We start from the raw sequence: 20097 nt of genomic DNA, 5'->3' as shown, positions 1-20097 counted from the left end.
ACTCTGCGGATACGGTGCCGAACAGCGCGATCAGGGAGACGGACGTGACGACAGGCTGGCAGTTCTGGGTCGACCGGGGCGGCACCTTCACGGACATCGTCGCGCGTCGCCCGGACGGCCGACTGCTCACGCACAAACTGCTCTCCGACAACCCCACCCGCTACACCGACGCCGCGGTCACCGGAGTGCGCGAACTCCTCGACGGCTCCGAGGCCCCCGTGGAAGCCGTCCGCATGGGCACCACTGTCGCCACCAACGCCCTCCTGGAACGCAAGGGCGAGCGGACCCTCCTGATCGTCACCCGCGGTTTCCGCGACGCCCTGCGCATCGCCTACCAGAACCGCCCCCACATCTTCGCCCGCCGTATCGAACTCCCCGCGCTGCTCCACGAGCGGGTCGTGGAGATCGACGAGCGCATCGCCGCCGACGGCACCGTCCTGCGCGCCCCCGACCTGGACGCCCTGACCGGCCCCCTCCAGGAGGCGTACGACGACGGGATCCGCGCTGTCGCCGTGGTCTGCATGCACAGCCACCTCCACCCCGCCCACGAACAGGCCGTGGGACAGCTGGCCGCCCGGATCGGCTTCCCGCAGATCTCGCTGTCCAGCGAGGTCAGCCCGCTGATGAAGCTGGTCCCGCGCGGCGACACCGCCGTCGTCGACGCCTACCTCTCGCCGGTGCTGCGCCGCTACGTCCAGCACGTCGCCGACGAACTCCACGGCGTACGGCTGATGTTCATGCAGTCCAACGGCGGCCTCGCCGAGGCCGGACAGTTCCGCGGCAAGGACGCCATCCTGTCCGGGCCCGCAGGCGGGATCGTCGGCATGGCCCGGATGTCCCAACTCGCCGGCTTCGACCGCGTCATCGGCTTCGACATGGGCGGCACCTCCACCGACGTCTCCCACTTCGCCGGCGAGTACGAACGCGTCTTCACCACCCAGATCGCCGGCGTCCGGCTGCGCGCCCCCATGCTCGACATCCACACCGTCGCGGCGGGCGGCGGCTCGGTCCTCCACTTCGACGGCTCCCGCTACCGCGTAGGGCCGGACTCGGCGGGCGCGGACCCGGGCCCCGCCTGCTACCGCGCGGGCGGCCCGCTGGCCGTCACCGACGCCAACGTCATGCTCGGCCGTATCCAACCCGCCCACTTTCCCACGGTGTTCGGCCCCGGCGGCGACCAGCCCCTCGACGCGGAACTCGTCCGCGACCGCTTCGCCGCCCTCGCGCGCGAGATCCGCGAGCGCACCGGCGACGAGCGCACGCCCGAGCAGGTCGCCGAGGGCTATCTCCAGATCGCGGTCGCCAACATCGCCAACGCCGTGAAGCGGATCTCCGTCCAGAAGGGCCACGACGTCACCCGCTACGCCCTCACCACCTTCGGTGGCGCCGGCGGCCAGCACGCATGCAGGGTCGCCGAGTCGCTGGGCATCCGCACCGTCCTCGTACCGCCCATGGCCGGTGTCCTGTCCGCACTCGGCATCGGCCTCGCCGACACCACCGCCATGCGGGAACAGTCCGTCGAGGCCCCATTGGAGACCGCCGCGATGCCGGGCGTCCTCAAGACCGCCGACGACCTGGAGAGCGCCGCCCGCGCCGAACTCCTCGCCGAGGACGTCCCCGACGTCCGCATCCGGGTCACCCGCCGCGCCCAACTGCGCTACGACGGCACCGACACCACCCTCACCGTCGAGCTGACCGAACCCGGCGAGATGCGTCAGGTCTTCGAAGCACGTCATCGCGCCACGTACTCCTTCACGCTCGACCGCCCGATCGTCGTCGAAGCCCTCTCCGTGGAAGCCACCGGCATCACCCAACCCCCCGATCTCTCGGCCCTGACCCCGTACCAAGGCCGCACCGCCGCTCCCGGAACCGTCCGCCTCCACACGGGCGGCGCCTGGCGCGACGTACCCCTTCACCGCCGAGAGGACCTGCCACCCGGCGAGACGGTCACCGGCCCCGCGATCATCACCGAGGCCAGTTCGACGACCGTCGTCGACGACGGCTGGCAGGCCGTTTCGCGAGACGACGGGCATCTGGTCATGGAACGGACTACGGTTACGGAGAGTTCCGATCTCGGCACGAAAGCCGACCCGGTTCTTCTCGAGGTCTTCAACAACCTCTTCATGTCCATCGCCGAACAGATGGGCGCCCGCCTCGAATCCACGGCCCAGTCCGTCAACATCAAGGAGCGCCTGGACTTCTCTTGCGCCCTCTTCGACCCGGACGGGAACCTGGTGGCCAACGCCCCGCACATCCCCGTCCACCTGGGCTCGATGGGTACCAGCGTCAAGGAGGTCATCCGGCGGCGCGGCGCCCGGATGCGGCCGGGGGACACCTACGCGGTCAACGACCCGTACCACGGCGGCACCCACCTGCCGGACGTCACGGTGATCACCCCGGTCTTCGACACCGAGGGCACGGAGAGTGACCGGGGGATCCTCTTCTACGTCGCCTCGCGAGGCCACCACGCCGAGATCGGCGGCATTGCCCCGGGCTCCATGCCCGCCAACAGCCGCACCATCGAGGAGGAGGGAATCCTCTTCGACAACTGGCTGCTCGCCCAGAACGGCCGCTTCCGCGAGGACGAGACCCGCCGCCTGCTCACCGAGGCGCCCTACCCCTCCCGCAACCCGCAGACCAACCTCGCCGACCTGCGCGCCCAGATCGCCGCCAACCAGAAGGGCGTCGACGAAGTCGCCCGCATGATCGAGAACTTCGGCCTCGACGTCGTCCAGGCGTACATGCGACACGTCCAGGACCACGCCGAGGAATCCGTACGCCGGGTCATCGACACCCTTGACGACGGCGCGTACGCCTATGAGACCGACTCGGGCGCCGTCATCCGCGTACGCGTGCGCGTGGACCGCGACAACCGCTCCGCGACCGTCGACTTCACCGGCACCTCGGGCCAGTTGGACAGCAACTTCAACGCCCCGTTCGCGGTGGTCAACGCGGCCGTCCTGTACGTCTTCCGGACCCTCGTGGCCGACGACATCCCCCTCAACGACGGCTGTCTGCGTCCCCTGAGGATCGTCGTACCGCCCGGCTCGATGCTCGCGCCCGAGCCGCCGGCCGCCGTCGTCGCCGGCAACGTCGAGACCTCCCAGGCCATCACCGGCGCCCTCTACGCGGCGCTCGGCGTCCAGGCCGAGGGCTCCGGCACCATGAACAACGTCACTTTCGGCAACGCCCGTCACCAGTACTACGAGACCGTCGCCTCCGGATCGGGCGCGGGCGACGGCTTCCCCGGAGCGTCCGCCGTCCAGACCCATATGACCAACTCGCGGCTCACCGACCCCGAGGTCCTGGAGTGGCGACTGCCCGTCCGGCTCGACGAGTTCGCGGTACGGCGGGACAGCGGCGGCGCTGGACGGTGGCGCGGTGGGGACGGTGTGGTGCGCCGCATCCGGTTCCTGGAGCCGATGACCGTCTCCACCCTCTCCCAGCACCGCCGGGTCCCGCCGTACGGCATGGCGGGCGGCGCGCCCGGCGCGCTGGGCGCCAACCGCGTGGAGCGCGCGGACGGCACGGTCACCGAACTCGGCGGCAGCGACGCCGCCGACGTCGAGCCCGGCGACGTACTCGTCATCGAAACCCCCGGCGGCGGAGGCTACGGCCCACCGTCGCCCCACCCCCACCAAGCAGGAGAAGAGACCGATGATCTTCGGGCGTTCTGAGCGCGGCAAGCCCCCGGTCGAGCCCGTCACGTTCAAGATCCTGGTGGCCGGCGGCTTCGGCGTGGGCAAGACCACGCTCGTGGGCGCGGTCAGCGAGATCCGGCCGCTGCGCACCGAGGAACTGCTCACCGAGGCAGGCCGCCCGGTCGACGACATCAGCGGTGTCGAGGGCAAGAGCACCACCACCGTGGCCATGGACTTCGGGCGCATCACGCTCCGCGAGGACCTGGTGCTGTACCTCTTCGGGACGCCCGGGCAGGAACGGTTCTGGTTCATGTGGGACGAGCTCTCCGAGGGCGCGCTCGGGGCCGTCGTGCTCGCCGACACGCGCCGCCTGGAGGACTGCTTCGCCGCGGTCGACTACTTCGAGCGGCGCTCCATCCCCTTCGTGGTCGGCGTCAACTGCTTCGAGGGCTCGGCCCGTTACCCCGCCGAGGAGGTCCGCCAGGCCCTCGACCTCGACGAGGACGTACCGCTGCTGCTGTGCGACGCCCGCGACCGTGAGTCGGTCAAGGATGTGCTCGTCGGCGTGGTCCGGCACGCGATGGCCTACGTCGCGGAGCGTCGCCGGGCCGCCGTCACGACCTGATCCACGGGTACGGCCCGTACCCCCGCCGACCGGGGTACGGGCCGCGTCTGATGAGCACCACGCGTGCGTGCGGTCGTCGGAGCGCACGCACGCGTGCCGCTAGTTCTCCTCGTCCTCCTGCCAGGCGAAGCTCTTCTCCACGGCCTTGCGCCAGTTGTGGTACTCACGGTCGCGCACCGAGGACTCCATGGCGGGCGTCCACTCGACGTCCTTCTGCCAGTGCGACTTCAGCTCGTCCAGGTCGTTCCACACTCCCGTGGCCAGCCCGGCCGCGTAGGCCGCGCCCAGGCAGGTCGTCTCGGACACCTTCGGGCGGACCACCGGAACATCGAGGACGTCCGCCTGGTGCTGCATCAGCAGGTTGTTCTTGGTCATGCCGCCGTCGACCTTCAGGGTCGTGATGTGCACCCCGGAGTCCTGGAACATGGCGTCCACGACCTCGCGCGTCTGCCAGCTCGTCGCCTCCAGCACCGCGCGCGCGAGGTGTGCCTTCGTGACGTACCGGGTGAGCCCGGTGATGACACCGCGCGCGTCGGAGCGCCAGTAGGGCGCGAACAGACCGGAGAACGCGGGCACGATGTACGCCCCACCGTTGTCCTCGACACTCGCCGCCAGCGGCTCGATCTCGTCGGCGGTGCGGATGATGCCGAGCTGATCCCGGAACCACTGGACGAGCGCGCCCGTTATGGCGATAGACCCCTCCAGGCAGTAGACCGGCGCCTCGCTGCCGATCTTGTACCCCATCGTGGTCAGCAGCCCGCTCTTCGACGCCACCGGCCGGTTGCCGGTGTTGAGCAGCAGGAAGCTGCCCGTGCCGTACGTGTTCTTCGCCGTACCCACGTCGTAGCAGGCCTGTCCGAACACGGCCGCCTGCTGGTCGCCCAGGGCCGACGCGACCGGCACACCGGCGAGTTGGCCGACGGCGGTGCCGTACACCTCGGCCGAGGACCTGATCTCGGGCAGGACGGCGTCGGGGATGTTCATCGCGGAGAGGATGGACTGGTCCCACTGGAGGGTCTCGAGGTTCATCAGCATGGTGCGGCCGGCGTTCGTCACGTCCGTGACGTGCTGCCCGCCGTCGGTGCCGCCGGTGAGGTTCCAGATGAGCCAGGAGTCGATGGTGCCGAAGGCGATCTCGCCGTTCTCGGCACGCGCGCGCAGCCCGGGCACGTTGTCGAGCAGCCAGGCCGCCTTCGGACCGGAGAAGTACGTGGCCAGCGGCAGCCCGGTCTGCTCGCGGAAGCGGTCCTGTCCGTCCGAGCCGCCGAGCTGGTTGGTCAGGGCCGCGGTGCGCGTGTCCTGCCACACGATCGCGTTGTGCACGGGCTTGCCCGTGGCGCGGTCCCACAGGACCGTCGTCTCGCGCTGGTTGGTGATGCCGAGCGCGCTGAGCTGGTCGGCGCGCAGCCCGGCCTTGGCGATCGCGCCGGCCACCACCGCCTGCACCTTGGACCAGATCTCGGTGGCGTCGTGCTCCACCCAGCCCGGCTTGGGGAAGATCTGCCGGTGCTCACGCTGGTCGACGGCGACGATGGCGCCGTCCTGGTTGAAGATGATGCAACGGCTGGAGGTGGTGCCCTGGTCGATCGCGGCGACGAACTTGTCCGTCATGACGTCCCCTTCGTCGGATGCTTCAGAACGCTGCGTTGAAGATGACCCCGGACAGAGCTCCGCCGATCAGCGGCCCCACCACCGGGATCCACGCGTAACCCCAGTCCGAGGTGCCCTTGTTGGGGATCGGGAGCAAGGCGTGGGTGATGCGAGGGCCCAGGTCACGGGCCGGGTTGATGGCGTATCCCGTGGGACCGCCGAGTGACATACCGATGCCGACGACCAGGAACGACACGATCAGGATCGAGACGCCCGTCTGGCCGAGGCCCTCGGTCAGGCCGAAGGCGAGGATCGGCAGCACCAGAGCGACGGTCGCGATGATCTCCGTGACGAGGTTCGCCACGGGATGGCGGATCGCGGGCCCGGTCGAGAAGATCCCCAGTGTCGGCTGCGCCTTGTCCTCCTCGGCGTTGGCCTGGAACTGCGCGAAGTAGACCAGCCAGCACAGCACCGCCCCGAGGATGGCGCCGACCATCTGTCCGGCGATGTAGAGGGGGACCTGGTCCCAGTCGCCCGTGTCGACGGCGATCCCGAGCGTCACCGCCGGGTTGAGGTGGCCGCCGGACAGCGGTGCGGCGGTGTAGGCACCGGCGAGCACGCCGAAACCCCACCCGAAGGTGATGACCACCCAGCCCGCGTCCTTCGCCTTGGAGTAGTTCAGTACGACGGCGGCGACCACTCCCGTGCCCAGGAGGATCAGGATGGCGGTTCCGATGATCTCCCCGACAAATACGTCTCCGTTGCTCATGGCGGCTCCTAGGCCCTGGCCCGGGGTGCTCGACCCCGGTCCTCCGTGCAGGGTGCGTTTCCCATGGCGACTTCAGCCGAAGGCAGGGAGATCCCGCGCCCCGCCCGGCGTCCGTGACGAGCGTGCCGTCGCAGCCGAATCGCCCGTGGGGGAACGGACCGTGACTCAGGGGGCCCGCACAGCGCAGTGCGTGGATACGCCGAGAATGTACGACGATGTCGACTGACATCGGAAGTGTTCACCGGTGTCCAGGGGGCGTCAAGGACGCGGACGGCAACGGTTGGGGGCACGCACCCTCCTCGTGGCGAGCGGCTCAGCCCCGCCCGGGTTCCGCCACCCCGCATCCCGCGGTCGCGGCGGAGGCTCCCGCCCCGCGCCTGACCTCGTGCCCGGGCAGTCCCGCTCGGCCCAGCACCCAGCTCGCCCCACCGATCGACTTCGCGGCCTTCTTCAGCGGGGCCAGCCAGGCCGCCGCCTGCCGGTGGTCCGTGACGCTGCCCGGCGTACACAGCACCGTGGCCAGCGACAACGACACCGGACGCCCGCCCGCGGACCAGGGCGCGTCCAGCACCGAGGCAGCCACCGGATCCAGCCCGTCCGGATCGGCCAGCACGAGGAAGTCGTCCCCGCCGATGTGGCCCACGTGAGTGCTGTCCGATGCCGCACGCTGCAGCGCCCGCCCCACCGACCGGATCAACTCGTCGCCCGCCGCGAACCCCGCCCCGTCGTTGACCTGCTTGAAGTGGTCCACGTCCAGCCAGCTCAGCGCGAACGTCCGCCCGTCCGCGATCCGCCGGTCCACCTCACCGGTGATCGCGTCCGAACCGGGCAGCCGCGTCAGCGGATTGAGCCCCGCCGCCTCCTCGACCCGGGACTCGGCCAGCGCCCGAACGAGGTCGGCCAGACGTACGACACCGACGCACCGGCCGTACCGGTCGACGACGGCCACATCGTCCGAGGTGCGGTCCCGGTCGCCGACCGCCACCACGTCGAGCACCTCCCAGGCGGTGGCGTCGATGCCCACCGTGCGCGGCGGATCGCCCAGCTTGGCGGCGGGGCGATCGGCGTAGAGCGCGTGCCCGTAGCGCCCCGACATCGACAGCAGGAAGCGGGAGCGGTGCACCGACCGGACCGGAACCCCGTGCGCGTCCACGAGCAGCACCCCGGACACCTCCGGCGACCCGGTCAGCAGCGCCCGCACATGGCCCGCGGACGCGGTGGCGGCCAGCAAGGCGGCGGGCCGTACGAACTGCCGAACCGACGGCCCCGACCGTGACGGTGCGGCGGAGCCGGGGGAGCGGGGCGGCACGTACACGTCCGCGGCGGGCAACCGGGCCGGGGGAGCGAACAGGTTGCCCTGTGCCAGCTGCGCACCCGCCGACACCGCGGCCGCACACTGGAGTTCGGTCTCCACGCCCTCGACGGACAGCAGCGCCCCCATCTGGTCGCACAGCGTCCGCATCGCCCGCACCGCCGCGGGCCGGGCCAGCAGCGAGGCGTCGAGCTTCACCAGGTCGGGCGCCAGGTCGGTGAGCAACCGCAGGGGTACGTCGCCGTCCCCGACGCCGTCCGCGCTGATCCGGAACCCCTGGCCGCGCAGCGCGGCCACCGCCTCCAGCAGCGCCTGCTGCGGCACATGCGTGAACGGCGGCCCGACGTCGATCGTCACCTCCCAGGGCAGCCGCCCCGCCTCACGCACCGCCGCGTGGAGCGGGGTGAGCCCGCCGAGGTCGGCGAGGGTGCCGGCGAACACGTTGACGTGCAGCGGCAGCAGCGTTTCCTTGCGCGCCGCCGCCCGGACCGCCGACACGGCCAGCCTGCCGTCGAGTTCTGGATCGCGGCGGGCCTCGGCCAGGATGTCGCCGGTCTCCGGTCGGGCGAGTATCTCCAGCGCCGCGACCCCTCCGGTCGTCAGATTGACCACCGGCTGGAAGGCGAAGCGGAGAGTGTCCGTCCAGGAGTGCACGCCAGCATGATGGCGCCGCGGGCGCACGCCCGAGCGCAGTTCATGAGACGTTCACGCAGGATTCCGGGGTGATCACGGAGCGTACGGGAAAGCCCTTGCCCCGTCTGGCGGCCCGATGCGCCTCACCGCACCGCGACCACGGCCGAACCGTGTCCGAACAGCCCCTGGTTCGCCGAGATCCCCACCCGTGCCCCGGCCACCTGCCGGTCACCCGCCGCACCTCTCAACTGCCAGGTGAGCTCACACACCTGGGCGATCGCCTGCGCCGGCACCGCCTCCCCGAAGGACGCCAGCCCGCCGCTGGCATTCACGGGTATGCGCCCGCCCAGAGCCGTCGCGCCCTCCCGCAGCAGCTTCGCCCCCTCACCCTCACCGCACAGCCCGAGGTCCTCGTACCACTGCAACTCCAGGGCGGTGGAAAGGTCGTAGACCTCGGCGAGGGAAACGTCCTCGGGCCCGACACCTGCCTCCTCGTAGGCGGCGCGGGCTATCGACTCCCGGAAGGTGTCGTCGCCGGGCTCCACTGCCACCGCGGAGTCCGTGGCGATATCGGGCAGATCCAGCACCGTGTTCGGATAGCGCGGCGTCACCGTCGACACCGCCCGGATCCGCACCGGCTCCGCCGTCCCGTGCCGCCGCGCGAACTCCATGCTGGAGAGCACCAGGGCCGCCCCGCCGTCCGAGGTCGCGCAGATGTCGAGCAGCCGCAGCGGATCAGCGACCACCGCGGAGGCGGCGACCTCCTCGGCGGTGACCCGCTTGCGGTAGCGCGCGAGCGGATTCAGCGCGCCCATGGCGGCGTTCTTCACCTTCACCTGCGCGAAGTCCTCCGGGGTGTCCCCGTGCACGGCCATCCGCCTGCGCGCGTACAGCCCGAAGTACGTCGGATTCGTGGCTCCGAGAACGCGGAACCGCAGCCAGTCCGGATCGTCGGGCCGATCTCCGCCCGCCGGCCGGAAGAACCCCTTCGGTGCCGCATCGGCACCCACCACGAGCACCACGTCCGCGAGCCCCGAAAGTATCTGCGCCCGCGCGGTGTTGACGGCCTGCGCCCCCGACGCGCACGCCGCGTACACGCTCGTGACCCGGGCCCCCTGCCAGCCCAGCGCCTTCGCGAAGGTCGCGCCGGCCACATACCCCGGATAGCCACCACGCACGGTGTCCGCCCCCACGATCGAACCGACGTCCCGCCAGTCCAGCCCGGCGTCCGCGAGCGCCGCGCGGGCGGCCGCCACCCCGTACGCGACGAAGCTCCGTCCCCACTTGCCCCACGGGTGCATGCCCGCACCGAGCACCGTCACCTCACCCGTCATTCCGTCACCCCCGTCGTCGGCCGCCACCGCCACGTCGTCCACACCGTCTCCGCGTCCTCATGGAGCACACCGGGAACGACCTCCACCTCCATGCCCACCGCCAGATCGCCTACGGCGAGCCCCGGAACCCCCTGCCCCAGCACCACGATCCGCTCGGATTCCAGCTCCACAGCGATCAACGTGTACGGCTCCCACGGAAGTTCCGGATCGGTCACATAGGGTGACGGAGGCCGGTACTGACTGTCCGTGTAGGACCACACCCGCCCGCGCCGCGACAGCGGAACCTCCGCCAGCTCGCCGCCGGTGCACGCGGGATTGCGGCAGTGGGTGTCCTCGCGGGGGAAGAAGACCGAGGCGCAGGCCGAGCAACGGGTGCCGAGGAGACGGAAATCGCCCCCCTCGCCGGCGAACCACCCTGCCACCACGGGCGTTCGTGCACGTGACACAGTTCCTCCCGGGCATAGGATCTGACGGAACGTCAGAAGTGTGTCACGGGAGGCCGGAGATGGGCAGGGGCAGAGGCATGACACGACTCTCCGGCGCAGTGCGCGGCCTGGTCACCACGCTCGCCGCCCTGCTGACCGTGACCGCCGCCGCCACCACCGCCCGGGCGACACCGGAACCCAAGGCGCCGAAGGACTTCGTCGCCCTGAGAACCGTGGACCCCACGATCATCCAGGAGATGCGCTACTTCACCCCGCACAACTTCGTGGGGGAACGCATCGACGGCTACGCGCAGCCGATCTGCATCCTCACGAAGCCCGCCGCCGAGGCACTCCACAAAGCCCAGCTGAAGCTGCTCCGGCAGGGCTACACCCTCAAGGTCTACGACTGCTACCGCCCCCAGCGCGCGGTCGATCACTTCGTCCGCTGGGCCAAGGACCTCGACGACCAGGCCATGAAGGCCGAGTTCTACCCGAACGTCGACAAGACGCGTCTCTTCGCGGACGGTTACATCGCCGAGAAGTCCGGCCACAGCCGCGGCTCGACCATGGACCTCACCATCGTGAAGCTCCCCGCCAAGCCGACGCGGCCCTACCACCCCGGTGAGACCCTCGTCCCCTGCTACGCGCCCCAGGACGAGCGTTTCCCCGACAACTCCATCGACATGGGCACCGGATTCGACTGCTTCGACACCCTCTCCCACACCCTCGACCCCCGCATCCAGGGCGCACAACGAGACAACCGGCTCCTGCTCAAGACCACCCTGGAAGACCTCGGCTTCGTGAACCTGGCTGAGGAATGGTGGCACTACACGTTCAAGCCGGAGCCCTACCCGGACACCTTCTTCGACTTCCCGGTGTCCTGGAAGTCCCTCACGAGCAAACACTGAGCAGCCCCCGGAAGACGCCCTTCCTGTGATCGGATACAGTCCGCCGCGTGTCCGAAACTCAACACCCCACCCCCAACTCCGCGCGCGACTCCCACTGTTCGAGCTGCGGAGCGCCCTACGGAGAGGGCGTCTCCGGTTGGCCCCGCACCTGTCCTGACTGCGCCACCGTGGCCTACCGCAACCCGCTGCCCGTCGCGGTGGCACTCCAGCCGGTCTACGACACGAAGGGCACCGCCCTGGTCGTCGTCACCCGAACCATCGCCCCCGCGCGCGGGGGCATCGCACTGCCCGGCGGCTACATCGACGACCGGGAAGACTGGCGCCAGGCCGTCGTCCGTGAACTCAAGGAGGAGACCGGCATCGACGCGGCGAGCCGCGACGTACGCCTCGTCGACGCCATGAGCTCGCCCGACGGCCACCTCCTGCTGTTCGGGTCGCTTCCGGAACGCCCGGCAGAGGGCCTGCCCGCATCCGCCGCGACGGACGAGACGGAGGGCTGGCACCTCCTGCGCAGGCCCGAAGAGCTCGCCTTCCCGCTGCACACACGTGCCGTACGGGCCTGGTTCGAGGGCCGGTACATCTGACCTAGCGCTCCCCGACCCCCCGCACACGCACCCGGTGAGGCGGCGCACTCACGCCGTCCTCACCCTCCCGCTCGACAACCACCCGCCGTCCCTGCCAACGGGCCGCATAACGCTCGATCTCCGGCTCGTCCCACCCGTCACCCGCGTCGGGCACGACCAGCCCGCCGCCGGTCCGTCCCCGGGCCGGCGCCCACACCTCCAGCTCCAGCCCACCGTCCTCCCCGCGCACGGGAAGAACGGCACCCGCGCGCGCGAGCACCGGGATCCGCGACAAGGGAGCGTCCACGAGGACCTGCCCCGGCCCCTGATACGCCCGCTCGGTCACCGTGTCGTACCACCGCCCGCGCGGCAGCTGCACCGCACGCCGGTCCGCCCCCGGATCGAGCACCGGCGCCACCAGCAGACTGTCGCCCAGCAGGAACGCGTCCTCGCACTCCCGCAGCGCCCGGTCCTCGGGCGCCCCCCACCACAACGGCCGCACATACGGCGCCCCGGTACGCCTCGCCAGATGCGCCAGCGTCACGAAGTACGGCAGCAGCCGCCGGCGTTCCAGAAGCGCCACGCGCGCGTGCTCCAGCACCTCCGGACCGAACTCCCACGGCTCCCGGCGCCCCGCCCGCAGACTCGCGTGCGTACGGAACAACGGCAGATACGCGCCCAGCTGGAACCAGCGCAGATACAGCTCGGGCGACGGACTCCCGTCGAAGCCGCCCACGTCCGGCCCCGAATAGGGCACCCCGCACAGGCCGAGCCCCATCACCAGAGACAGAGACGCCCGCAGCCCCGGCCAGCCCGTGGCCACGTCACCCGACCACGTACCCCCATAGCGCTGCATGCCGGCCCACCCGGACCGCGAGAACACGAACGGACGCTCCTGAGGAGCCAGTTCCCGCACACCTTCGTACCCCGCGCGGGCCATGCAGAGCGCGTACACGTTGTGCGCCTCACGATGGTCACCGCCCTGACCGTCCAGCTCATGGCGGGCCGAGCGCGGCAGGGTCGACTCCCCGAAGGCCGCGAACGAGGTGGGCTCGTTCATGTCGTGCCAGAAGCCCGCGAACCCCTGAGCGAGCCGCTCCTCATAGAGGCGGCCCCACCACTCACGCACACGCGCGTGCGTGAAATCCGGGAAGACCGCCTCGCCGGGCCAGACCACTCCCCGAACGAGCCGCCCCGCAGCATCCCGCACGAACGCGTCCTCGGTGACACCACTGTCGAACACGGCATTGCCGGGCTCGGCCTTGACCGCCGCGTCCACGATCGACACCAGCCGGATCCCGTCCCGCCGCAGCTCCTCGGCGAGCTGCGGCAGCTTGGGGAAGTGCTCCTGGTCGACGGTGAACACCTGGTGCTCGTCAAAGTGGTCGATGTCCAAGTGGACGGCGTCCAGCGGCAGTCCACGCTCCTGGTAGCCCGCGACGATCCGCCGCACCTCCTGCTCGCTCCCGAATCCCCACCGCGCGTGATGGTGCCCCAGCGCCCACTCCGGCGGCAGCGCGGGCGCACCGGTGAGCGAGGCCCAGGCGAGCAGCACGCGCGCGGGGGTGCCCACCATCACCCAGCAGCGCAGCGGACCACCGGTCATCCGCAGCTCGCACGTCCCGGCCCGGTCGTGCCCGGAACCGGCACCCTCCTCGCCCTCCCGCAACGTCACCGTGCCGTCCCACGAGGTGTCGTGGAACGCCAGATGCGTCGCCGCGTCGGACACCACGAACTGCACCGGCATCGTGATGTACAGCGGATCGTCGGCCGTACCGAAGGACCTGCCGGGATCGGTGTTCCACAGCCGGTACGTCCCGTTCCTCAACCGGGGCCCCGACGCCCGCCCGCCGAGCCCGAAGAACCGCGCGTCCGCGGGCACCTCCGACCGCTGCATCCAGCGCGCCGCGCCCCCACCGACCGGCTCCCACCATCGCGGCGGCAGATCCCGGCGCACGGTCACTCCACCGGGCGTACGCACCTCGATCGCACCGTGCCGGGAGACGACGACCGTCGCCCGCTCGGCCACCACCCGCCAGCCGCCGTCCTTGTCCGGCTCCAGCACCGCCCGCGGATCCGGCTCAGGACAGCGCCCCGCCAGCGCGTACGACGGCTCGGGAGCCGCTCCGTCCCAGCCCCAGAAAACCGCCCCGTTCACCGCGACCGTGATCCGCAGCTCGGAACGGCTGAACCGGACGACCCCGCCGCCGGGCCCCGGCTCCACCTCCCGCACCGGCCCGGGCACCCGAGCACGCTCGGCCCCCCGCGGCGGCAGCCCGGCGGCATCCGCCCGCCGCATACGCCACGAGGCCCGTACGGAACGCAACCCCTGGGCCGCCCCCGCCGAACCGACCGTCTTTATCGAACGCACCAGGTCACGACCGTTCATGCTGCTCACCCTGCCACTGACCGCCCCACACACGCGTGTCGTTCAACTGCCGTTCACCCGTGCCGGGACCACATCTTCACGACACGGACTGTGTGGGGCGCACCCTGGTGCAGAAGTCGATCACATGGCATCGTCCGTGTCATCCGCGTCGCGCGCACACCCCAGCCCGTGCGCGGGAGACGCACACGACGCGCACAGTCCGGGAGCCGCCCCATGTCGACCGTGAACCCTCAGCCGCTCTGGCAGCCAGATCCGGAACGCATCGCACAGGCGCAGGTCACCAGATTCCAGACTTGGGCCGCCGAGCACCACGGCGCCCCGGCCGAAGGCGGCTACCCCGCACTGCACCGCTGGTCCGTCGACGAGCTGGACACCTTCTGGAAAGCCGTCACGCAATGGTTCGACGTACGGTTCTCGACGCCCTACGCGCGCGTACTGGGCGACCGCTCGATGCCCGGCGCCCAGTGGTTCCCCGGGGCGACCCTGAACTACGCCGAACACGCCCTGCGCGCGGCCGCCACCCGCGCGGACGAACCGGCCCTCCTGCATGTCGACGAGACCAACGAACCGCGCCCCGTCACCTGGTCCGAACTACGCCGCCAGGTCGGCTCCCTCGCCGCCGAACTGCGCGCCCTGGGCGTACGCCCCGGCGACCGAGTCAGCGGCTACCTCCCCAACATCCCGCAGGCCGTCGTCGCCCTTCTGGCCACCGCCGCGGTGGGCGGCGTCTGGACGTCCTGCGCCCCCGACTTCGGCGCCCGCAGCGTCCTGGACCGCTTCCAGCAGGTCGAACCCGTCGTCCTGTTCACCGTCGACGGCTACCGTTACGGCGGCAAGGAGCACGACCGCCGCGACACGGTGGCTGAACTGCGCCGTGAACTGCCCACCTTGCGGGCCGTCGTCCACATCCCCCTCCTGGGCACCGACGCCCCGGACGGCGCCCTGGACTGGGCGGCCCTGACACAGGGTGACGTCGAACCCGTCTTCGAACAGGTGCCCTTCGAGCACCCGCTCTGGGTGCTGTACTCCTCCGGCACGACCGGCCTGCCCAAGGCCATCGTCCAGTCCCAGGGCGGCATCCTCGTCGAACACCTCAAACAGCTCGGCCTGCATTGCGACCTCGGCCCCGACGACCGCTTCTTCTGGTACACGTCGACCGGCTGGATGATGTGGAACTTCCTCGTCTCCGGCCTCCTCACGGGCACGACGATCGTTCTCTACGACGGCAGCCCCGGCTACCCGGACACCGGCGCCCAGTGGCGCATCGCCGAACGCACCCGCGCCACCCTCTACGGCACCTCGGCCGCGTACGTCATGGCCTGTCGCAAGGCGGGCGTGCACCCCGGCCGCGACTTCGACCTCTCCACGGTGCAGTGCGTGGCCACCACCGGCTCCCCGCTGCCGCCCGACGGCTTCCGCTGGCTCCACGACGAAGTGCGCGACGACCTGTGGATCGCCTCGGTCAGCGGCGGCACCGACGTCTGCTCCTGCTTCGCAGGCGCCGTGCCCACCCTCCCCGTCCACATCGGCGAACTCCAGGCCCCCGGCCTCGGCACCGACCTCCAGTCCTGGGACCCCGCCGGCAAACCCCTCATCGACGAGGTCGGCGAACTCGTGGTCACCAACCCCATGCCGTCGATGCCGATCCGCTTCTGGAACGACCCGGACGGCAGCCGCTACCACGGCAGCTACTTCGACACCTACCCAGGCGTCTGGCGCCACGGCGACTGGATCACCGTCACCTCCCGCGGCTCCGTCGTCATCCACGGCCGATCCGACTCCACGCTCAACCGCCAGGGCGTCCGCATGGGGTCCGCCGACATCTACGAAGCCGTCGAGCGCCTCCCCGAGATCAAGGAGTCTCTCGTCATCGGCATCGAGCAGCCCGACGGCGGCTATTGGATGCCCCTCTTCGTCCACCTGGCCCCCGGGGCCGTCCTCGACGAGACCCTCCTGGGCCGCGTCAAGCAGACCATCCGTGAACAGCTCTCCCCACGGCACATCCCCGACGAGATCATCGAAGTCCCCGGCATCCCGCACACCCTCACCGGCAAGCGCATCGAAGTCCCCGTGAAGCGCCTCCTCCAGGGCACCCCCCTCGACAAGGCCGTCAATCCGGGCTCCATCGACAACCTCGACCTGCTCCACTTCTACGAGGACCTGGCCCGCAAGCGCGCCTGACCGACTCGGCCGCCGACGCAGTCCGACCCCTTCCTCACACCGCGTCGGCGCCGCCCGCCACCTCGCCCCGCCCCCGTTGTCAGTGCCCCCGGTTACTGTGAGTGAGCATTGATCGACAGCTCACAGGGGGAAACATGGCGCACACCGACCACCCGACCATGCGACGCGTTCTGCGCCGCGAGATCGCCGGCACCATCGGGCTGCTCACCGACGAGCACGACTTCCGGAGCATGCGGCGCTACCGCAGCTTCACCTTCGACGACCACTCCCTCTATCTCCAACAGGTCGAGGCACTCCTCAAAACCCGTGCCTCCCAAGGCACCCACACCGCGGTAGCCCTCTTCGACCCACAGGAGTACGCCGACTACTGCGCCGACACCGGCCTCGAACCCGACATCCCGTCCAGCCGCACCCGCTTCACCGCCGAACTCGCCGCCACGGGCCCGACCATCCCGTACGACGGACGCCCCCTGGCGGAACTCGTCCCCGACCTGATCGACGAAGCAGTACGCCAAGCCACCTGGGAGTACGCCTCCACGCTCCTGGCACGCCTCGGTGCCTGCGCCTCCTGCGGTGAGGACATCGGACGAGCCGCCTTCGCCCGAGCCTCCGACCTCCTCGTCCGCATCCTCGACACGGCCCATCCAGGCAACCGGCACCTCGTTTGCAGCGTCACGGCAAAGCCGGAAACACTCGTCTCCGTCCTCCACGCCGACATCAACACAGACGGCACCACACAACTCGACGAGGCCGAGGCCCTCGAATTCGCCACGGTCCTGGCTCTCGGCCTGGCGACCCGGACCCCCGGCGGACTCGTCATGCGGACCAGCGTTCCCGGCACCACCGACCGCATCTACGGCTGGCGGCTGCGCGGAGAAGGACTCGAACCCCTCACCGCCGGCGAGGTCTTCGACGCGTACTGCACCGACATCGAATCCGGAGACCTGATCTCACCGGAATCGAACGTCGACTACTGCGTGCCACCCGACCTCGGACCGGACGGCCCGACGCCGGGACACCACCACTGAACGCAGGAGGGGCGCCCCACCCATAGGTGGAGCGCCCCTCAAGAAGCACCGACGACCGGAACAGCCCGACTACTCGCCGGACAGCACCGCCTGAGCGGCGCTGCGCGCCTCCTCGGCACTGTCCGCCGCCCGAGCGGCCGCCGCGGCACGCTCGCACTGGGCCAGCGTGTACTTCGCCAGCGTCGCCCGCACATACGGAATCGACGCCGCGCCCATGGAAAGAGAGGTGACACCCAGACCGGTCAGCACACACGCCAGCAGCGGGTCGGACGCCGCCTCACCACAGACACCACAGCTCTTGCCCTCGGCCTTCGCCGCCTCGGCGGACAGCGAGACCAGGTCGAGCAGAGCCGGCTGCCAGGGATCCTGCAGACGGGACACCGCACCCACCTGACGGTCCGCGGCGAAGGTGTACTGCGCGAGGTCGTTCGTCCCCAGCGACAGGAACTCGACCTCCTGCAGAACCGAACGCGCCCGCAGCGCCGCCGACGGAATCTCGACCATCGCGCCGAACTTCGCCCGCAGGCCCGCCTCACGGCACGCGTCGGCGAACGCCTTGGCATCCGCTCGGTCCGCCACCATCGGGGCCATGACCTCAAGGTAGACCGGCAGACCCTCAGCGGCCTTCGCCAGAGCCGTCAGCTGCGTACGCAGCACGTCCGGGTGGTCGAGCAGCGTCCGCAGACCCCGCACACCCAGCGCGGGGTTCGGCTCGTCGCCCGGGGTCAGGAAGTCGAGCGGCTTGTCCGCACCGGCGTCCAGCACACGCACGACGACACGGCCCTCGGGGAACGCCTCGAGAACCTGTCGGTAGGCCTCGATCTGCTTCTCCCCGGAGGGAGCGTTCTTGCTGTCATCGAGGAAGAGGAACTCGGTACGGAAAAGACCGACACCCTCCGCACCGGCTTCGACGGCGGCTGGAACATCCGCAGGACCGCCGATATTGGCGAGCAGCGGCACCTTGTGCCCGTCGGCCGTGGCACCCGGCCCGGTCGACGCAGCGAGTGCGGCCTTGCGCTCGGCGGCGGCAGCCTCCAGCTGCGCCTTCTTCTCCTGGCTCGGGTTAACGAAGATGTCGCCGGTGCTGCCGTCCACGGCGATCACAGTGCCTTCGGCGAGCTCACCGGCGCCCGGCAGCGCCACCACGGCGGGTACACCGAGCGCCCGCGCCAGGATCGCGCTGTGGCTGGTCGGCCCGCCCTCCTCGGTCACGAAGCCGAGTACCAGAGTGGGGTCCAGCAGAGCTGTGTCAGCGGGCGCGAGGTCACGCGCCACGAGGACATACGGATCGTCGCTGTCCGGGATGCCCGGCATGGGCACTCCGAGCAGACGGGCGACGATACGATTCCGCACGTCGTCGAGGTCCGCGACGCGTCCCGCGAGGTACTCACCGGCACCCGCCAGCAGCTCGCGGTACGCGGCGAACGCGTCGTACACGGCCCGCTCGGCCGTGCTGCCGACGGCGATACGCCGGTCCACGTCGGCCATCAATTCCGGGTCCTGGGCCATCAGGGCCTGCGCCTCGAGCACCGCCTGTGCCTCGCCCCCGGCCAGATTGCCGCGCGCCATCAGGTCGGCCGCCACCGCTTCCACCGCCTTGCGGGCGTTCCCCTGCTCACGCTCCGCGTCCTGAGGCGGGATCTGCTTGGCAGGCGGCTCCAGGACCGCCGTTCCCATGTGCCGAACCTCGCCGATCGCCACACCATGGCTCACGCCGACGCCTCGCAGCGTTGTCTCCATCTCACCCGTCTCCGATAGTGCGGCGGGTCCCGCCGCCGCGATGGTTGCCACTACTTGCCGTCCTGGGACGGAGTCGATGTCACTTCCAGGAGAAGAGACTGTCGCCGGCCTTCACATCGCCGTCGTCACGCAGTTCGGAGAGTGCCTCGGCCGCGGCTTCGAGAGCCACGATCGGGCAGACCGGGGACTTGCCGGCAGCCTCCACGGCGGCCGGGTTCCAGCGCACGATGCTCTGACCGCGCGTCACGGTGTCGCCCTTGTTGACGAGCAGCTCGAAACCCTCGCCGTTGAGCTGAACCGTGTCGATACCCAGGTGAGTGAGCACGCCGTGACCTTGATCGTCGACAACGACGAAGGCATGCGGGTGGAGCGAGACGATGACTCCGTCCACGGGCGCGACAGCCTCAGAGGCCTCGCGCACGGGGTCGATCGCCGTACCCGGGCCGACCATGGCCCCGGAGAAGACCGGATCGGGCACAGAAGCCAGTCCGATGGCGCGTCCTGCAAGCGGGGACGTCACGGTGGTCATGGGAAGCCTCCCAGGGGTGGAGATCGATATGCGTCGTCACTGCCTGTCCCGGACGGCGCACTGTGAGCAGCGTATGCCATATGAACTGACGGTTCCGCATGGAAGATACCGCGTAGTGGTCTAGACCACCAGTCCAAACGATTTGCACGCGCTTCAGGGCCGCGTGTACAGTCGTACTCCTGCTTGAGGCCGAGCGGCGCTACTCAGCGTCCTTGCTCAGCAGCACCCAAACTTGTCAGATCCTATCTCGGGGTCACCTTCTGCATGTCCGCAGGAGAGTGGTCAGGGAGTCGGAAAAACACTGATAGAGTTTGGAACACCGAAGGGAAGCGCCTGGAGGAAAGCCCGAGAGGGTGAGTACAAAGGAAGCGTCCGTTCCTTGAGAACTCAACAGCGTGCCAAAAATCAACGCCAGATTTAGTTGATACCC

The 20097-nt window shown here is 70.3% G+C and carries 14 protein-coding genes; 6 read left to right on the top strand and 8 right to left on the bottom strand.

The window, feature by feature from the left end; translation table 11 throughout:
• Window positions 1–44: 44 nt before the first annotated feature.
• Window positions 45–3677: a hydantoinase B/oxoprolinase family protein gene (locus ACFY0U_RS36590; RefSeq protein ID WP_388643261.1), complete on the top strand. Its 3633-nt coding sequence runs from the start codon at window positions 45–47 to the stop codon at window positions 3675–3677.
• Window positions 3658–4266: an ATP/GTP-binding protein gene (locus tag ACFY0U_RS36585; protein ID WP_388643260.1), complete on the top strand. Its 609-nt coding sequence runs from the start codon at window positions 3658–3660 to the stop codon at window positions 4264–4266. Before ACFY0U_RS36590 ends, ACFY0U_RS36585 begins: the two co-directional genes overlap by 20 nt.
• A gap of 99 nt (window positions 4267–4365) precedes the next feature.
• Here the strand turns inward: ACFY0U_RS36585 and glpK are convergent, their stop codons facing one another.
• From glpK to ACFY0U_RS36560, 5 genes are all read right to left on the bottom strand, one after another.
• Window positions 4366–5877, bottom strand: coding sequence for a glycerol kinase GlpK (gene glpK, locus ACFY0U_RS36580; protein ID WP_388643258.1), 1512 nt, complete (start codon window positions 5875–5877; stop codon window positions 4366–4368).
• A gap of 22 nt (window positions 5878–5899) precedes the next feature.
• Window positions 5900–6625, bottom strand: a complete 726-nt coding sequence (locus ACFY0U_RS36575; RefSeq protein ID WP_388643257.1) for an MIP/aquaporin family protein — start codon at window positions 6623–6625, stop codon at window positions 5900–5902.
• A gap of 313 nt (window positions 6626–6938) precedes the next feature.
• On the bottom strand, window positions 6939–8591 hold the full coding sequence (locus ACFY0U_RS36570) for an EAL domain-containing protein (protein WP_388643256.1): 1653 nt from the start codon (window positions 8589–8591) through the stop codon (window positions 6939–6941).
• A gap of 122 nt (window positions 8592–8713) precedes the next feature.
• Complete coding sequence (locus tag ACFY0U_RS36565) at window positions 8714–9904, bottom strand: lipid-transfer protein (RefSeq protein ID WP_388643656.1); 1191 nt, start codon at window positions 9902–9904, stop codon at window positions 8714–8716.
• The gene (locus ACFY0U_RS36560; protein ID WP_388643653.1) at window positions 9901–10329 is read right to left on the bottom strand and encodes a Zn-ribbon domain-containing OB-fold protein; all 429 of its coding nucleotides are present in this window, start codon (window positions 10327–10329) and stop codon (window positions 9901–9903) included. The genes ACFY0U_RS36565 and ACFY0U_RS36560 overlap by 4 nt, the downstream gene beginning before the upstream one ends.
• A 98-nt stretch (window positions 10330–10427) precedes the next feature.
• On the opposite strand from ACFY0U_RS36560, the gene ACFY0U_RS36555 reads away from it, so the two are divergent.
• Both ACFY0U_RS36555 and ACFY0U_RS36550 read left to right on the top strand, forming a co-directional pair.
• Window positions 10428–11237 (top strand): M15 family metallopeptidase, encoded by an 810-nt coding sequence (locus tag ACFY0U_RS36555; protein ID WP_388643254.1) that lies wholly within the window; start codon window positions 10428–10430, stop codon window positions 11235–11237.
• A gap of 47 nt (window positions 11238–11284) precedes the next feature.
• Window positions 11285–11821, top strand: a complete 537-nt coding sequence (locus ACFY0U_RS36550) for an NUDIX domain-containing protein (protein WP_388643253.1) — start codon at window positions 11285–11287, stop codon at window positions 11819–11821.
• Between the two features lies 1 nt (window position 11822).
• Here the strand turns inward: ACFY0U_RS36550 and ACFY0U_RS36545 are convergent, their stop codons facing one another.
• Window positions 11823–14189 carry a TIM-barrel domain-containing protein gene (locus tag ACFY0U_RS36545; protein ID WP_388643250.1) on the bottom strand — a complete coding sequence of 789 codons (2367 nt, stop codon included), beginning with the start codon at window positions 14187–14189 and terminating at the stop codon, window positions 11823–11825.
• A gap of 213 nt (window positions 14190–14402) precedes the next feature.
• Between ACFY0U_RS36545 and ACFY0U_RS36540 the strand changes: the two genes are divergently transcribed.
• Both ACFY0U_RS36540 and ACFY0U_RS36535 read left to right on the top strand, forming a co-directional pair.
• Complete coding sequence (locus ACFY0U_RS36540; RefSeq protein ID WP_388643247.1) at window positions 14403–16370, top strand: acetoacetate--CoA ligase; 1968 nt, start codon at window positions 14403–14405, stop codon at window positions 16368–16370.
• A gap of 134 nt (window positions 16371–16504) precedes the next feature.
• Window positions 16505–17398, top strand: a complete 894-nt coding sequence (locus ACFY0U_RS36535) for a hypothetical protein (RefSeq protein WP_388643245.1) — start codon at window positions 16505–16507, stop codon at window positions 17396–17398.
• Between the two features lie 69 nt (window positions 17399–17467).
• Here ACFY0U_RS36535 and ptsP read toward each other — a convergent pair whose 3' ends face one another.
• A complete protein-coding gene (gene ptsP, locus ACFY0U_RS36530; RefSeq protein ID WP_388643651.1) occupies window positions 17468–19138 on the bottom strand; it encodes a phosphoenolpyruvate--protein phosphotransferase in 1671 nt (556 codons plus the stop codon).
• 79 nt (window positions 19139–19217) lie between these two features.
• On the bottom strand, window positions 19218–19667 hold the full coding sequence (locus tag ACFY0U_RS36525; RefSeq protein WP_388643242.1) for a PTS glucose transporter subunit IIA: 450 nt from the start codon (window positions 19665–19667) through the stop codon (window positions 19218–19220).
• Window positions 19668–20097 lie beyond the last annotated feature (430 nt).

It is taken from the genome of Streptomyces sp. NPDC001536 (genome assembly GCF_042894505.1).
Classification (GTDB): Bacteria; Actinomycetota; Actinomycetes; order Streptomycetales; family Streptomycetaceae; genus Streptomyces.
This window is presented reverse-complemented; position numbering and strand designations above follow the sequence as displayed.

Coding starts and splice junctions, on each gene's coding strand:
- ACFY0U_RS36565 (WP_388643656.1), bottom strand. CDS start 9,904: ATGACGGGTGAGGTGACGGTGCTCGGTGCGGGCATGCACCCGTGGGGC.
- ACFY0U_RS36575 (WP_388643257.1), bottom strand. CDS start 6,625: ATGAGCAACGGAGACGTATTTGTCGGGGAGATCATCGGAACCGCCATC.
- ACFY0U_RS36540 (WP_388643247.1), top strand. CDS start 14,403: ATGTCGACCGTGAACCCTCAGCCGCTCTGGCAGCCAGATCCGGAACGC.
- ACFY0U_RS36585 (WP_388643260.1), top strand. CDS start 3,658: ATGATCTTCGGGCGTTCTGAGCGCGGCAAGCCCCCGGTCGAGCCCGTC.
- ACFY0U_RS36555 (WP_388643254.1), top strand. CDS start 10,428: ATGACACGACTCTCCGGCGCAGTGCGCGGCCTGGTCACCACGCTCGCC.
- glpK (WP_388643258.1), bottom strand. CDS start 5,877: ATGACGGACAAGTTCGTCGCCGCGATCGACCAGGGCACCACCTCCAGC.
- ACFY0U_RS36535 (WP_388643245.1), top strand. CDS start 16,505: ATGGCGCACACCGACCACCCGACCATGCGACGCGTTCTGCGCCGCGAG.
- ptsP (WP_388643651.1), bottom strand. CDS start 19,138: ATGGAGACAACGCTGCGAGGCGTCGGCGTGAGCCATGGTGTGGCGATC.
- ACFY0U_RS36545 (WP_388643250.1), bottom strand. CDS start 14,189: ATGAACGGTCGTGACCTGGTGCGTTCGATAAAGACGGTCGGTTCGGCG.
- ACFY0U_RS36525 (WP_388643242.1), bottom strand. CDS start 19,667: ATGACCACCGTGACGTCCCCGCTTGCAGGACGCGCCATCGGACTGGCT.